This window comes from Burkholderia lata, assembly GCF_000012945.1.
Lineage (GTDB): Bacteria > Pseudomonadota > Gammaproteobacteria > Burkholderiales > Burkholderiaceae > Burkholderia > Burkholderia lata.
This window is the reverse complement of sequence record NC_007510.1, coordinates 1,245,181-1,260,718: the sequence shown is the minus strand read 5'-3', so window position 1 is coordinate 1,260,718 and position 15,538 is coordinate 1,245,181. Positions and strand designations below refer to the sequence as shown.

The 15,538-nt window shown below is 66.9% G+C and carries 9 protein-coding genes and 1 pseudogene; 7 read left to right on the top strand and 3 right to left on the bottom strand.

What is annotated here, in order from left to right; all coding sequences use genetic code 11:
- Positions 1-155: 155 nt before the first annotated feature.
- The 3 genes from BCEP18194_RS11700 to BCEP18194_RS11690 all read right to left on the bottom strand — a co-directional run bounded on the left by BCEP18194_RS11700 (position 156) and on the right by BCEP18194_RS11690 (position 1,901).
- Positions 156-797 carry an NAD(P)-dependent oxidoreductase gene (locus BCEP18194_RS11700; protein ID WP_011351481.1) on the bottom strand — a complete coding sequence of 214 codons (642 nt, stop codon included), beginning with the start codon at positions 795-797 and terminating at the stop codon, positions 156-158.
- Between the two features lie 129 nt (positions 798-926).
- On the bottom strand, positions 927-1,382 hold the full coding sequence (locus tag BCEP18194_RS11695; protein WP_011351480.1) for an Rrf2 family transcriptional regulator: 456 nt from the start codon (positions 1,380-1,382) through the stop codon (positions 927-929).
- 90 nt (positions 1,383-1,472) lie between these two features.
- The gene (locus tag BCEP18194_RS11690) at positions 1,473-1,901 is read right to left on the bottom strand and encodes a hypothetical protein (RefSeq protein WP_011351479.1); all 429 of its coding nucleotides are present in this window, start codon (positions 1,899-1,901) and stop codon (positions 1,473-1,475) included.
- A gap of 193 nt (positions 1,902-2,094) precedes the next feature.
- Between BCEP18194_RS11690 and BCEP18194_RS11685 the strand changes: the two genes are divergently transcribed.
- The 7 genes and pseudogenes from BCEP18194_RS11685 (at position 2,095) to BCEP18194_RS11655 (ending at position 15,493) form a co-directional block, all read left to right on the top strand.
- Entirely contained in the window at positions 2,095-2,430 is a 336-nt protein-coding gene (locus BCEP18194_RS11685; protein ID WP_011351478.1) for a hypothetical protein, read from the top strand.
- 274 nt (positions 2,431-2,704) lie between these two features.
- A complete protein-coding gene (locus tag BCEP18194_RS11680; RefSeq protein ID WP_011351477.1) occupies positions 2,705-3,898 on the top strand; it encodes an ammonium transporter in 1,194 nt (397 codons plus the stop codon).
- A gap of 159 nt (positions 3,899-4,057) precedes the next feature.
- Positions 4,058-6,022: a PhoX family protein gene (locus BCEP18194_RS11675; protein ID WP_011351476.1), complete on the top strand. Its 1,965-nt coding sequence runs from the start codon at positions 4,058-4,060 to the stop codon at positions 6,020-6,022.
- Between the two features lie 588 nt (positions 6,023-6,610).
- Positions 6,611-7,428 (top strand): annotated as a pseudogene (locus tag BCEP18194_RS11670) (IclR family transcriptional regulator).
- Positions 7,429-7,681: 253 nt separating this feature from the next.
- Positions 7,682-9,052: an MdtA/MuxA family multidrug efflux RND transporter periplasmic adaptor subunit gene (locus BCEP18194_RS11665; protein WP_011351474.1), complete on the top strand. Its 1,371-nt coding sequence runs from the start codon at positions 7,682-7,684 to the stop codon at positions 9,050-9,052.
- A 15-nt stretch (positions 9,053-9,067) separates the two neighbouring features.
- Positions 9,068-12,181 (top strand): MdtB/MuxB family multidrug efflux RND transporter permease subunit, encoded by a 3,114-nt coding sequence (locus BCEP18194_RS11660; RefSeq protein WP_011351473.1) that lies wholly within the window; start codon positions 9,068-9,070, stop codon positions 12,179-12,181.
- Between the two features lie 3 nt (positions 12,182-12,184).
- Positions 12,185-15,493, top strand: coding sequence for an efflux RND transporter permease subunit (locus BCEP18194_RS11655; RefSeq protein ID WP_011351472.1), 3,309 nt, complete (start codon positions 12,185-12,187; stop codon positions 15,491-15,493).
- The last annotated feature ends 45 nt before the right edge of the window (positions 15,494-15,538 follow it).

Genomic DNA, 15,538 nt, shown 5'->3' with positions numbered 1-15,538 from the left:
ATACCGATCCGGCACCCGCCCGAAACGAACGATGCTGCCGGTACGCGGCACGCACCAAATGAAACAGGCGATCCCGCCCGTGAAGGTGGAATCGCCCGTGGTTCCTGCACGTCGCAGCCGGCCCGGCGCCTGCGCGCCACCGGCCGGCGCACCGCTCAATACGCGACCGTCGCGATCTCGCGCACGAAGCTGTCTTGCTCGAGCGCGTCGACGAACGCGATCGCGTAGTCTTCCGCCGAGATCTTGCTGTTGCCTTGTGCGTCCACGATCAGCTTGCCGACGCCCGTGCGGAACGTACCCGTGCGCTCGCCCGGGGCGATCAGCGCGGCCGGCGCAAAAAACGTCCAGTCGAGATCGCCGACCGTCTTCAGGTAGTCGAGCGCGTCGCGATGCGCGAGTGCGACCGCCTTGTACGCTTCCGGGAAACCTTCGCTGTCGACGAGCTGCTTGCCCGGTGCGACTTCGAGCGAACCGGCACCGCCCACCACCACGAGCCGCTTCAGCCCGGCCTGGCGCGTGCCGGCAACCAGCGCCTTCGCCGCCGCGACAACCTTCGCTGCATCGTCCTGCTTCGGACCGTACGCGCTTGCGACGACGTCATGGCCCGGCAGCGCGGCCGCGATGCTGGCCGCGTCGAACAGGTCGGCCGCCTTCGCGGTGATGCCCTCGCCGGCTGCACCCGGATTGCGCGACAGCGCGGTCACGCGATGGCCGCGTCGTGCGGCTTCTGCTGCGATGCGCGAACCGATCGTGCCGGTGGCGCCGAACAGCGCGATATTCAAAGTACGTTGCGTCATATCGATTCTCCAGTAAGAAAAATATGTAACACATTTAATTACATATAAGACCGAAAAAAACGGGGCAAAGCCCCCGTTGCGCCGGTCGCCGCGCCTCTCGCGCCGTCCGGCTTCCTGCCCTGCCGCCGGTCATCCGCCGGCGCGTGCCGCCTGTTGCGTGCGCTGCTCCAGATTCAGCACGTCGGCCGTGACGTCGGCCAGCGTGCGCGTGCCAAGCGATGCTTCCATCGCACGCTGCGCGTCGCCGATGTAGTCGATCAGCGCGCCCTGGATGTGCCGCCCGACGAGACACGCGGGATTCGGCGCCTCACGGTGCAGCGCAAACAGTTGCGCATCGTCGACCGCACGATACACGTCGAGCAGCGTGATCGCGCCGGGCTCGCGCGCCAGCAGCGCACCGCCGCCCGCGCCCAGTTGCGACGTGGTCAGACCTGCGGCCGCCAGCATCGACAGCAATCGGCGGATCAGCGCCGGATTCGTGTTCACGCTGCCCGCGATGATGTCGGACGACAGCGGCACGCCTTCCTGCATCGACAGCAAGGCAAGCACGTGGACGGCAAACGCGAACCGGCTGCTGGTATTCATTCCTGACTCACTTGACGACGCCGGCCCATCCTGCGGCCGGCGACATGTGTAACCACTATAATTACATTTCGCGGATCATGCAAGCCCGCGTCACTCTCCGCTTGCGGGCTTGGCGCCCGACGCGTTCTGCTGGCTCCACTGCTGGAGCTTCTTGCCGGCTTCGGCGATCTTCGCGCCGGCTTCGGAAGCCGCATGCGCGACGACCGCGGACGCGGCCGCGTCGATCTGCGCCTGCGCGGCGGACGCGAGGCCGCTCGCGGACAGCGGCGGCACGGCCGACGCCGCGGACGCGATGCCGGCCTTCGCGGCATTGAGCTGCTGGTTGACGGTGCTCGCCACCTGGTCGAGCGCCTTGGCCGCGTTGTTCGCGGCATCGGCGGCCGCGCTCGCGGCCGTATCGGGTTGCGTGACCGGTGTACCGGACTTCTCGCAGCCCGCGAGCAACAGCAGCACACCGGCGGCCACGGCCACCAGTACGGACCCGGGCACGCGACGCGCCCGCGTTGTCTTCATGTTCATCAGCAATCTCCGGCCGCGCGTCGCACGGCCTCGTGGTTGGACCGACGTCGATGATACCGCCTGTGGAACAGGGCCAATCACGCACCGTCATTAAAAATGGCTTTCAATTTCGGACTCGTCTGATTCAATCGCACACGCGAGGACACTAAAGTGGGCACGCTTCAATCCGCTCTGGACGTGCCCACTTTTTCTCATGGATTTCCTCATCGACTGGTTCATCGCCCTGGCCGCCGTACTCGCCGCCACCCTGTTCCTGTGCCTGCGCTCGCCGTCGGCGCGCCGCCTGGCCGAATCCGGCCGCCCGCGCCGCGTCGCGTCCGCACGCCTGCTCACGCAGGCCGTGATCGGCTTCTGGACGGCCGCGCTGATCGTCGCGGAAGGCATCCTCGGCCCCACCGCCGACGGCCAGTCGCTTGTGGGCTTCGCTGCGCTCGCATTTGCCGCGCTCGGTCTGACAACCGTCGCCGCATACTGGTCGGCGTGCGCGCTGCGGCTGCGCCGGACGCCGCTGCTGTTCCCGCGCCACTGACGCGCCGGAACGGTGCGCAGCGACGCACCGTCGCGCACCACGACGCACCACACCGCACCAATCGGCACATCGCACGCACCAGTTCCGCACGCGCCGCACCACACGCGTGCAACCGGCATCGCGTCGCACCCGCAGCGGCCGCGCCCCCTTCCCGTGCACGATTCACCGGATTGCCGCACCACACGGTGTCGAAGCACCAACTCCACGCAGCCGTTCACCAAGTTGGCTCGATACTTGCGTTCCTTGCCCGTTTTTGGCGCAAGGAAGCCACGGCATGGATGGTCTGAAATCCGGCGTCGACACACTGTTCCTGTTGATCGGCGCCGTCATGGTGCTCGCGATGCACGCGGGCTTTGCATTTCTCGAACTCGGCACGGTCCGCAAGAAGAACCAGGTCAACGCGCTCGTGAAGATCCTGGTCGACTTCTCGGTGTCGACACTCGCGTACTTCTTCATCGGGTACACGATCGCGTACGGCGTCGAGTTCTTCGACGACATCGGCACGCTGTCGCAGCACAGCGGCTACGCGCTCGTGCGCTTCTTCTTCCTGCTGACCTTCGCGGCGGCGATTCCCGCGATCGTGTCCGGCGGCATCGCCGAGCGCGCGAAGTTCAATCCGCAGCTCGTCGCGACGCTGATCATCGTCGGCTTCATCTATCCGTTCTTCGAAGGAATCGCCTGGAACAACCGCTTCGGCGTGCAGGCCTGGCTCACGCACGCGTTCGGTGCGCCGTTCCATGATTTCGCGGGCTCCGTCGTCGTGCACGCGTTCGGCGGCTGGGTCGCGCTGCCGGCCGTGCTGCTGCTCGGCGCGCGCCACGGCCGCTATGCGAAGGACGGCCGGATCGCCGCGCACCCGCCGTCGAACATCCCGTTCCTCGCGCTCGGCGCGTGGGTACTCGCGGTCGGCTGGTTCGGCTTCAACGTGATGAGTGCGCAGACGCTCGACAAGATCAGCGGCCTCGTCGCCGTGAACTCGCTGATGGCGATGGTCGGCGGCACGCTCGCCGCGTGGATGGCCGGCCGCAACGACCCGGGCTTCACGTACAACGGGCCGCTCGCGGGCCTCGTCGCGGTGTGCGCGGGCTCCGACGTGATGCACCCGATCGGCGCACTGGTCACGGGTGCCGCGGCCGGCGCACTGTTCGTCGCGATGTTCACCTGCGTGCAGAACAAGTGGCGCATCGACGACGTGCTCGGCGTGTGGCCGCTGCACGGCATGTGCGGCGCGCTCGGCGGCCTTGCTGCCGGCGTGTTCGGCCTGCCGGCGCTCGGCGGTCTCGGCGGCGTGTCGTTCATGTCGCAGCTCGTCGGCACGCTCGGCGGCATCGCGATCGCGACCGCGGGCGGCACGCTCGTCTACGGCGCGCTGAAAGCGACCGTCGGGCTGCGCCTCGATCGCGAAGCCGAGTTCGACGGCGCGGACCTGTCGATCCACCGCATCTCGGCAACGCCCGAACGCGATTGAGCGCCTGACGAACGCCCGACGTATCATTACGTTTTCAATTCAAAAAACTTTCATCTAGCGTCCTTACACTTCCGTCCAGTTTTCAATTCGCCTTCGCCGAGCTTGCTGACCGCCTGCCTCGCGAAGGCCATTCTTCCAACAACTGAAACTGGACACCACATGCCCGCGTTGCCCAATACTTCCCGTCGTCAGGCCCTGAAGATCCTCGCCGGCGCGCCGATGCTTCCGCTTTCCGGCCTCGCGCTGCCGGCCCTGCTGACGGGTTGCGGCGGCGACGACAATCCCGCGTCGACGCCGGCCCCGGTCGCCGCCGCGTACACGTCGGCGACGTTCTCGGCGATGGCCGCGCCCTCGCTCGACAACGCGGCCGCGATGGCCACGACGACGGTCGGCTCGACGCTGTCGGTGTCGTTCTCGGACGGCTCGGCACGCAACTTCAAGCTGGCGTACCGGCCGTTCTTCGTGACGGGCGACCTGGTGCCGGACGGCAAGGGCGGCACGACGCTCGCGGGCGGCTACTACGACATCAACAACCAGCCGATCATCGATCGCTCGGTGGCCGGCAAGGAGCGCCAGTTCTATTCCGACTGCCCGGACGGCAGCTCGCTGCTGACGCTGAAGAACGCAAACGTGCCCGGCGTGAAGGGCAACACGGTGTTCGCCGTCGTGCAGTTCGAATACACGACCCGCGACCAGGCCAGCGCATCGCAGTACGGCCAGCTGCCGTCGCCGATCGCGGTGCTCACGCTCGACCAGGATCCGGCCAACGGCGCGCTGAAGGTCGTCAAGTACCACAACGTCGACACGTCGAAGGCGCACGGCCTGTGGATCACGTGCGGCGCGAGCCTGTCGCCGTGGGGCACGCACCTGTCGAGCGAGGAGTACGAACCGGACGCGACGAAGGTCGCGACCGACGCGCAGTTCAAGGCGTTCAGCAAGAACACGTTCGGCGACGAGACGAAGGCGAACCCCTACCACTACGGCCACCTGCCCGAGATCACCGTGAATCCGGACGGCACGGGCACCGTGAAGAAGCACTACTGCCTCGGCCGCATCTCGCACGAGCTGATCCAGGTGATGCCGGACCAGCGCACCGTGATGATGGGTGACGACGCAACCAACGGCGGCCTGTTCATGTTCGTCGCCGACAAGGCGGCCGACCTGTCGGCCGGCACGCTGTACGTCGCGAAGTGGACGCAGACGTCGTCCGCCGGTGCGGGCACCGCGACGCTCACGTGGATCAAGATCGGCCACGCGACGAGCAGCGAGATCGAAGCGCTCGCGAACACGCTGAAGGCGTCGGACATCATGGACCTGACGACCACCGACCCGAACGATGCGAGCTACACGAAGATCCACTTCGGCGGCAAGTTCAACTGGATGCGCGTGAAGCCGGGGATGGAAAAGGCGGCCGCGTTCCTCGAGACGCACCGCTACGCGGCGCTGCTCGGCGGCAGCATGGGCTTCACGAAGCTCGAAGGCACGACCGTGAACGCGAAGGACAAGATCGTCTATACGGCGATGTCGCGGATCGAAACGTCGATGGTCAAGGGCAATGCGGTGTCGCGCGACGTCGCGGTCGACAAGAAGATCACCGCGGGCGCCGTCTATGCACTGAACCTGAAGGGCAGCCAGCGCGACACGACGGGCAGCGCGATCGACAGTGAATGGGTGCCGGTCGACATGGGCGCGCCGGCCGCGCTGGTCGGCGAGGATCTCGCCGCCGCCGACGGGCTCGGCAACCTCGCGAACCCGGACAAGATCGCGAACCCGGACAACCTGAAGTTTTCCGAAAAGCTGCGCACGCTCTTCATCGGCGAAGACTCGGGCATGCACGTGAACAACTTCCTGTGGGCCTACAACGTCGACACGAAATCGCTCACGCGCGTGCTGTCGTGCCCGGCCGGCGCCGAATCGACGGGCCTGCACGCGGTCGACGAGATCAACGGCTGGACGTACATCATGAGCAACTTCCAGCACGCGGGCGACTGGGAATCGCCGCTGCACGACAAGGTCAAGCCGACGCTCGATCCGCTCGTGCGCGCGAACTTCAAGGACCGCTTCGGCGCCAGCGTCGGCTACCTGACGGCCGAGCAGACCAGCATCAAGCTCGCGAAGGCCTGACCGGACCACGCGAGGCGGGCCTGCGTCCCGGCCAGGCCCCTTTCTTCATCACCGTTCATTCGTCGGCGCTCCACGCCGTTTGATGCGCGATGCCCAGTGCGGGCATCGCGCTTTTTTTTCGCCGGCGCACACGCAAAGCGCGCGCGCAAACAGCGGCCGCCTGCGTTCAAACAGGGGGGTTCGACGATCGGGGGATAATACGGGCCTGACGCGTCCGGGCGGACGAGCAGAAAGACGGGCAAAAAAAAGCGCCACGGAGACCGTGGCGCTAAAAAAGTTCTAGCCATTCCGAGGGCCGTGCTAGAACCTGAGAGACTGCGCGAAACATCGTTGCCGGTTAAACTCTTGAAACGATGTTTCGAAAACGTGAGACATTCTTTCCGTTTCCGCCCGACAAGTCAAGCGGTATTTGCACCGGTTCATGCACTTTCTGGCAACGCTCATTTGAGCGTTTTCCTAATAAACCAAGGGTGAACCCGTAAAATCTCATCCAATGACCGGTTCGCCAGCAGAACATGCATCCTTTGACAATAGTCCTACAATACCAACAAAATTGAAATCGAGTTTCGGAATTAGAGAGAATCCCTCGTGTCGACAACTGTAACCCATCCCGCGTCGCGGGACCGTGAATCGTCGCCCGACGAGATCACCGCCCTCGCCCGCGGCCTCGCCGTGCTGCGCCGCATCGCGGCGGCCGACGCGCCTGTCAGCAACCGCGAGCTGACCGAACTGACCGGCATCCCGAAGCCGACCGTCTCGCGCATCACCGCGACGCTCGTCAGCGCCGGCTTCCTGTTCCAGTTGCCCGACAGCGAGCGCTTCGTGCTCACCGCGTCGGTGCTCGAACTGAGCCACGGCTTCCTGCGCAACTTCGACATCCGCGCGCGTTCGCGGCCGTTCATGATCGAACTGGCCGAACGCACGTCGCTGTCCGTGCACCTCGCGGTGCGCGACCGGCTCGACATGGTCGCGATCGACGTGATCCGGCCGCGCTCGGCCGTGCTCGTCACGCGCCTCGAAATCGGCTCGCGGATGGACATCGCGCGCACCGCAGTGGGCCGCGCGTATCTCGCCGCACTCGAGGAAGACGAACGCCGCCTGTTGCTCGAGTCGCTGCGCACCACGGCGGGCGACGACTGGCCGCATGTGTCCGCGCCCCCGCGCTGGACGACGCGATGCGCGACGGCCACGCGATCGCGATCGGCGAATGGCGCGAGGGCCTGAATGCCGTCGCGGCCGGTTTCGTCGGCCCGTCGGGGCAGCGCTATTCGGTGAATTGCGGTGGCGCGTCGCACCAGTGCCCGCCCGAATGGCTGCACGAACACGTGGTGCCCGCGCTGCACGAATGCATCGCGAAAATCACCCGCGAGATCGGCGGCGCACCGGCCCGTCGCATCAGCGTGTAATCGTTTCGTCATCGTCCTGTCGCGTTCTGTAACGACCGTAACCCGTTGAAAGATAGACCACTGGACTGTAACGGGGACGGGACGTAGGATCATGCCCATCGTCGCGCCGCACTCGCGGTGCGCACCGCTCTTTTCCCGCGCAGACCGGCGGGGGCCCGGACCGAGCCGGACGCCCCCTCCCGGCACCGCTCGCCCACGCGCAGCCCAGCAGTCCGATTTCCGGCACGCCGCGCCGTCTTCCTGACAGATCACGATGGATAACGAACAAAAGCCCACGCCTCCTTCGAAAGACCCCGCGTCTCCCGCCGCGCGGCGCCCGCGCCGCACGCTGATGGCCGGCGCGCTCGCGGTCGTCGTCATCGGCGGCCTGCTGTGGTGGCATCCGTGGAACCGCACGCCGGCAACCGGCACTGCGGCGAGCGGCGCGGGCGCAAGCGCGGCCGGCGGTACCGGCGGCCACCGCGGCCGTGGCGGCCCCGCCGCGATGGCGAACATTCCGCAGCCCGTTCAGGTCGCGACCGCGACGCAGGGCGAAATGCCGATCGTGCTGTCCGCGCTCGGCACCGTCACGCCGCTCGCGAACGTAACGGTCAAGACGCAGTTGTCCGGCTACCTGCAGTCGGTAGCGTTCCAGGAAGGCCAGATCGTCAAGAAGGGCGACGTGCTCGCGCAGATCGACCCGCGCCCGTACCAGGTGTCGCTCGAGAATGCCGAAGGCACGCACGCGCGCGACTCGGCACTGCTCACAACGGCCCGCCTCGACCTGAAGCGCTACCAGACGCTGCTGTCGCAGGATTCGATCGCGTCGCAGACCGTCGATACCCAAGCGTCGCTCGTCAAGCAATACGAAGGCGCGGTGAAGACCGACCAGGCCGCGATCGATTCCGCGAAGCTGAACCTCACGTATGCGCGCATCACCGCGCCGGTGTCGGGCCGCGTCGGCCTGCGCCAGGTCGACCCCGGCAACTACGTGACGCCGGGCGATACCAACGGCCTCGTCGTGATCACGCAGCTGCAGCCGATGAGCGTGATCTTCACGACGTCGGAAGACAACCTGCCGCAGATCCTCAAGCAGGTGAACGCAGGCCAGAAACTGTCGGTCACCGCATACAACCGCAACAACACGGTGCCGCTCGAAACCGGCTCGCTCGCGACGCTCGACAACCAGATCGACACGAGCACGGGTACGGTCAAGCTGCGTGCAAACTTCGATAACAAGGAAGGCATGCTGTTCCCGAATCAGTTCGTGAACACGCGCCTGCTCGTCGACGTACTGCGCAACGCGACGATCGTGCCGACGGCGGCCGTGCTGACCGGCTCGATCGGCCAGTTCGTCTATGTCGTGAAACCCGACAACACGGTGACGGTGCGCAAGGTCACGATCGGCCCGGTCGACGGCGAACGCACGAGCATCGTCAGCGGCGTGTCGCTCGGCGAGCGCGTGGTGACCGACGGCTCCGACCGCTTGCGCGAAGGCGCGAAGATCTCGATCCCGGCCGACAAGCCGAAAGGCGCGTCGGGCGCGCACGGCGCCGCTGCGGCGTCGGGGGCATCGGGTGCCGGCGGCCATCGCGGCGGACACAAGCACGGCGCGTCGCAGGCAGCGGCCTCCGCGGCCCAGTAACGCGCGGGCCGCTCGATGAATCCATCCCGCCTATTCATTCTCCGGCCGGTCGGCACCGCCCTCCTGATGGCGGCGATCATGCTGGCCGGTCTCGTCGCGCTGCGCTTCCTGCCGCTCGCCGCGCTGCCGGAAGTCGACTATCCGACGATCCAGGTCCAGACCTTCTACCCGGGCGCGAGCCCGGAGGTAATGACCTCGTCGGTCACCGCGCCGCTCGAACGGCAGTTCGGGCAGATGCCGTCGCTGAACCAGATGTCGTCGCAAAGCTCGGCCGGCTCGTCCGTGATCACGCTGCAGTTCTCGCTCGACCTGCCGCTCGACATCGCCGAACAGGAAGTGCAGGCCGCGATCAACGCGGCCGGCAACCTGCTGCCGTCCGACCTCCCTGCCCCGCCGATCTACGCGAAGGTCAACCCGGCCGACGCGCCGGTGCTGACGCTCGCCGTCACGTCGAAAACACTGCCGCTCACGCAGGTGCAGGATCTCGCCGACACGCGCCTCGCGATGAAGATCTCGCAGGTCGCGGGCGTCGGCCTCGTCAGCCTGTCGGGCGGCAACCGCCCGGCCGTGCGCATCCAGGCGAACCCGACCGCGCTCGCGCAGTACGGGATGAACCTCGACGACCTGCGCACGACGATCTCGAACCTGAACGTCAACACGCCGAAGGGCAACTTCGACGGCCCGACGCGCGCGTACACGATCAACGCGAACGACCAGCTCACGAGCGCCGATCAATACAACAGCGCGGTCGTCGCATACAAGAACGGCCGCCCGGTGATGCTCACCGACGTCGCGACGGTCGTCGCCGGCTCGGAAAACACCAAGCTCGGCGCGTGGGTGAACAAGGAGCCCGCGATCATCCTGAACGTGCAGCGCCAGCCGGGCGCGAACGTGATCCAGACGGTCGACGCGATCAAGGCGCAGCTGCCGAAGCTGCAGGAAACGCTGCCGGGCGCGCTCGACGTGCAGATCGTCACCGACCGCACGACGATGATCCGCGCCGCCGTGCGCGACGTGCAGTTCGAGCTGCTGCTCGCGGTCGGGCTGGTCGTGCTCGTGATGTACCTGTTCCTCGCGAACATCTACGCGACGATCATCCCGAGCCTGTCGGTGCCGCTGTCGCTGATCGGCACGCTCGCGGTGATGTACATGGCCGGCTTCTCGCTGAACAACCTGTCATTGATGGCGCTCACCATCGCGACCGGCTTCGTGGTCGACGACGCGATCGTGATGATCGAGAACATCGCGCGCTACGTCGAGGAAGGCGAAACAGGGCTCGAGGCCGCGCTGAAGGGTTCGAAGCAGATCGGCTTCACGATCATCTCGCTGACGGTGTCGCTGATCGCGGTGCTGATCCCGCTGCTGTTCATGGGCGACGTGGTCGGGCGCCTGTTCCACGAATTCGCGATCACGCTCGCGGTGACGATCGTGATCTCGGCGATCGTGTCGCTCACGCTCGTGCCGATGATGTGCGCGAAGCTGCTGCGCCATTCGCCGCCGCCCGAGAGCCATCGCTTCGAGGCGCGCGTGCACCAGGCGATCGACTGGGTGATCGCGCGCTACGCGGTCGCGCTCGAATGGGTGCTGAACCGCCAGCGCTCGACGCTCGTCGTCGCGCTGCTGACGCTCGCGCTGACGGGCCTGCTGTACGTCTACGTGCCGAAGGGCTTCTTCCCCGCGCAGGATACCGGCGTGATCCAGGCGATCACGCAGGCGCCGCAGTCGATCTCGTACGGCGCGATGGCCGAGCGCCAGCAGGCGCTCGCGGCCGAGATCCTGAAGGATCCGAACGTCGAGAGCCTGACGTCGTTCATCGGCGTCGACGGCAGCAACATCACGCTGAACAGCGGCCGGATGCTGATCAACCTGAAGGCGCGCGACGATCGTTCCGAGACGGCCGCGCAGATCATCCGCGATCTGCAGCACCGCGTCGCGAACATCACCGGCATCTCGCTGTTCATGCAGTCGGTGCAGGATCTGACGATCGACTCGACCGTCAGCCCGACGCAGTACCAGTTCATGCTGACGAGCCCGAATTCCGAAGAATTCGCGACCTGGGTGCCGAAGCTCGTCGCGCGGCTGCAGCAGGAGCCGTCGCTCGCCGACGTCGCGACCGATCTGCAGAGCAACGGCCAGTCGGTCTACATCGAGATCGACCGTCCGAGCGCCGCGCGCTTCGGCATCACGCCGGCGACCGTCGACAACGCGCTGTACGACGCGTTCGGCCAGCGCATCGTGTCGACGATCTTCACGCAGTCGAACCAGTACCGCGTGATTCTCGAGTCCGAGCCGAAGGAGCAGCACTACGCGCAATCGCTGAACGACATCTACCTGCCGTCGGCGGGCGGCGGCCAGGTGCCGCTGTCGTCGATCGCGTCGTTCCACGAGCGGCCGTCGCCGCTGCTGGTCGCGCACCTGTCGCAGTTCCCGTCGACCACCATCTCGTTCAACCTCGCGGCGGGCGCCTCGCTCGGCGAGGCGGTCAAGGCGATCGACGCCGCCGAGAAGGACATCGGGCTGCCCGCGTCGTTCCAGACGCGCTTCCAGGGCGCGGCGCTCGCGTTCCAGGCCTCGCTGTCGAACCAGCTGTTCCTGATCCTCGCGGCGGTCGTCACGATGTACATCGTGCTCGGCGTGCTGTACGAGAGCTACATCCACCCGATCACGATCCTGTCGACGCTGCCGTCGGCCGGCGTCGGCGCGCTGCTCGCGCTGATGATCACCGGGCACGACCTCGACATCATCGGGATCATCGGCATCGTGCTGCTGATCGGTATCGTAAAGAAGAACGCGATCATGATGATCGACTTCGCGCTCGAGGCCGAGCGCGTCGAAGGCAAGCCGCCGCGCGAAGCGATCTACCAGGCGTGCCTGCTGCGCTTCCGGCCGATCCTGATGACGACGCTCGCCGCGCTGCTCGGCGCGGTGCCGCTGATCGTCGGCTCCGGCGCGGGCTCCGAGCTGCGCCAGCCGCTCGGGATCGCGATCGCCGGCGGCCTGATCGTGTCGCAGGTGCTGACGCTGTTCACGACGCCCGTGATCTACCTCGGCTTCGACTCGCTCGCGCGCCGCGTGCGCGGCTGGTTCGAACGCCACGGCCCGCAAGCCGGCCCGCGCACGGATGCGTAAGCGATGAACCTGTCGCGCCCCTTCATCACCCGCCCCGTCGCGACGACGCTGCTCGCGATCGGCGTCGCGCTCGCGGGCCTGTTCGCGTTCGTCAAGCTGCCGGTGTCGCCGCTGCCGCAGGTCGACTTCCCGACCATCTCGGTGCAGGCGTCGCTGCCCGGCGCGAGCCCCGAGACCGTCGCGACCAGCGTGACGAGCCCGCTCGAACGGCACCTCGGCTCGATTGCCGACGTGTCGGAAATGACGTCGACGAGTACGGTCGGCAACGCACGGATCATCCTGCAGTTCGGCCTGAACCGCGACATCGACGGCGCCGCGCGCGACGTGCAGGCCGCGATCAACGCGGCGCGCGCCGATCTGCCCGCCGCGCTGAAGAGCAACCCGACCTACCGCAAGGTCAACCCGGCCGACTCGCCGATCATGATCGTGTCGCTGACGTCGGAGACCTCGTCGCCCGCGAAGCTGTACGACGCCGCGTCGACGGTGCTGCAGCAGTCGCTGTCGCAGATCGACGGGATCGGCCAGGTGTCGGTCAGCGGCTCCGCGAACCCGGCCGTGCGGGTCGAACTCGAGCCACAGGCGCTGTTCCACTACGGGATCGGCCTCGAGGACGTGCGCGCGGCGCTCGCGTCCGCGAACGCCAATGCGCCGAAGGGTGCGATCGAGTTCGGCCCGCAGCGCTACCAGCTCTATACGAACGACCAGGCATCCGAGGCGTCGCAATACCGCGACCTCGTCGTCGCGTACCGCAACGGCGCGGCCGTGCGGCTGTCCGACCTGTCCGACGTCGTCGATTCGGTCGAGGATCTCCGCAACCTCGGCCTGTCGAACGGCAAGCGCGCGGTGCTCGTGATCCTCTACCGCTCGCCCGGCGCGAACATCATCGACACGATCGACCGCGTGCGCGCGGCGCTGCCGCAGCTCACCGCGTCGCTGCCGGCCGACATCACGGTCACGCCGGTTCTCGACCGCTCGACCACGATTCGCGCATCGCTGAAGGACACCGAGCACACGCTGCTGATCGCGGTCAGCCTCGTCGTGATGGTCGTGTTCCTGTTCCTGCGCAACTGGCGCGCGACGCTGATCCCGAGCGTGGCGGTGCCGATCTCGATCATCGGCACGTTCGGCGCGATGTACCTGCTCGGCTTCTCGATCGACAACCTGTCGCTGATGGCGCTGATCGTCGCGACCGGCTTCGTCGTCGACGATGCGATCGTCGTGCTCGAGAACATCTCGCGGCATATCGAGAACGGCAAGTCGCGCATGCAGGCCGCGTTCGACGGCGCGCGCGAGGTCGGCTTCACGGTGCTGTCGATGAGCATTTCGCTCGTCGCGGTGTTCCTGCCGATCCTGCTGATGGGCGGCATCGTCGGGCGGCTGTTCCGCGAGTTCGCGCTGACGCTGTCGCTCGCGATCGCCGTGTCGCTCGCGGTATCGCTCACGGTCACGCCGATGATGTGCGCGCGCCTGCTGCCCGAGTCGCACGACCCGCAAAGCGAAGGCCGCTTCGGGCGCTTCCTGGAACACTGTTTCACCCGCATGCAGCGCGGCTACGAGCGCTCGCTGTCGTGGGCGCTGCGCCGGCCGCTGCTGATCCTGCTGACGCTGTTCGCGACGATCGGGCTGAACGTCTACCTGTACATCGTCGTGCCGAAGGGCTTCTTCCCGCAGCAGGACACCGGGCTGATGATCGGCGGCATCCAGGCCGACCAGTCGACGTCGTTCCAGGCGATGAAGCTGAAGTTCTCCGAGATGATGCGGATCGTGCAGAGCAACCCGAACGTGAAAAGCGTCGCGGGCTTCACCGGCGGCACGCAGACCAACTCGGGTTTCATGTTCGTCACGTTGAAGGATCGCACCGAGCGCAAGCTGTCGGCCGACCAGGTGATCCAGCAGCTGCGCCCGCCGCTGGCGGACGTCGCCGGCGCGCGCACGTTCCTGCAGGCGGCGCAGGACATCCGCGTCGGCGGCCGGCAGAGCAACGCGCAATACCAGTTCACGCTGCTCGGCGATTCGAGCGCCGACCTGTACAAGTGGGGGCCGATCCTGACCGAGGCGCTGCAGAAGCGCCCGGAGCTGACCGACGTGAACTCGGACCAGCAGCAAGGCGGCCTCGAGGCGATGGTGACGATCGACCGTGCGACGGCCGCGCGGTTCGGCATCAAGCCCGCGCAGATCGACAACACGCTGTATGACGCGTTCGGCCAGCGCCAGGTCTCGACGATCTACAACCCGCTGAACCAGTACCACGTCGTGATGGAAGTCGCGCCGAAATACTGGCAGAGCCCCGAGATGCTGAACCAGGTGTGGGTCAGCACGTCGGGCGGCAGCGCGAACGGCTCGCAGACCACCAACGCGGCCGCCGGCACCTACGTTGCGACCTCCGCCGGCACGTCGAGCGCCGGCACGGCCACGCAGAGCGCCGCGGCAATCGCGTCCGACTCCGCGCGCAACCAGGCGCTCAACTCGATCGCGGCGAGCGGCAAGTCGAGCGCGTCGTCGGGTGCGTCGGTGTCGACGTCGAAGTCGACGATGATCCCGCTGTCGGCGATCGCGACGTTCGGGCCGAGCACGACGCCGCTGTCGGTCAACCACCAGGGGCTGTTCGTCGCGACGACGATCTCGTTCAACCTGCCGCCCGGCGTGTCGCTGTCGCAGGCGACGCAGGTGATCTACCAGACGATGGCGCAGGTCGGCGTCCCGCCGACCATCGTCGGCAGCTTCCAGGGCACCGCGCAGGCGTTCCAGCAGTCGATGAACGACCAGCCGATCCTGATCCTCGCGGCGCTGCTGGCCGTCTATATCGTGCTCGGGATCCTGTACGAGAGCTACATCCACCCGATCACGATCCTGTCGACGCTCCCGTCGGCCGGCGTCGGCGCGCTGCTCGCGCTGCTGCTGTTCAAGACCGAGTTCAGCATCATCGCCTTGATCGGCGTGATCCTGCTGATCGGTATCGTGAAGAAGAACGCGATCATGATGGTCGACTTCGCGATCGACCAGACGCGCAACAACCAGAAATCGTCGTTCGACGCGATCCACGAGGCGTGCCTGTTGCGCTTCCGCCCGATCATGATGACGACGATGGCCGCGCTGCTCGGTGCGCTGCCGCTCGCGTTCGGCAACGGCGACGGCGCCGAGCTGCGTGCGCCGCTCGGGATCGCGATCGCCGGCGGCCTGATCGTGTCGCAGGTGCTGACGCTCTATACGACGCCGGTCGTCTACCTGTACATGGACCGCTTCCGTGTGTGGGGCGAGAAACGCCGCAACCGCCGCGGGAATACCGGCGGGCCGGCCGTCGCCGGGGAGTGATGAAAGCGGCCGCCCTCGGGCGGCCGTTTTTTTCGCGCTTGAACA

Coding starts and splice junctions, on each gene's coding strand:
- BCEP18194_RS11700 (WP_011351481.1), bottom strand. CDS start 797: ATGACGCAACGTACTTTGAATATCGCGCTGTTCGGCGCCACCGGCACG.
- BCEP18194_RS11695 (WP_011351480.1), bottom strand. CDS start 1,382: ATGAATACCAGCAGCCGGTTCGCGTTTGCCGTCCACGTGCTTGCCTTG.
- BCEP18194_RS11690 (WP_011351479.1), bottom strand. CDS start 1,901: ATGAACATGAAGACAACGCGGGCGCGTCGCGTGCCCGGGTCCGTACTG.
- BCEP18194_RS11685 (WP_011351478.1), top strand. CDS start 2,095: ATGGATTTCCTCATCGACTGGTTCATCGCCCTGGCCGCCGTACTCGCC.
- BCEP18194_RS11680 (WP_011351477.1), top strand. CDS start 2,705: ATGGATGGTCTGAAATCCGGCGTCGACACACTGTTCCTGTTGATCGGC.
- BCEP18194_RS11675 (WP_011351476.1), top strand. CDS start 4,058: ATGCCCGCGTTGCCCAATACTTCCCGTCGTCAGGCCCTGAAGATCCTC.
- BCEP18194_RS11665 (WP_011351474.1), top strand. CDS start 7,682: ATGGATAACGAACAAAAGCCCACGCCTCCTTCGAAAGACCCCGCGTCT.
- BCEP18194_RS11660 (WP_011351473.1), top strand. CDS start 9,068: ATGAATCCATCCCGCCTATTCATTCTCCGGCCGGTCGGCACCGCCCTC.
- BCEP18194_RS11655 (WP_011351472.1), top strand. CDS start 12,185: ATGAACCTGTCGCGCCCCTTCATCACCCGCCCCGTCGCGACGACGCTG.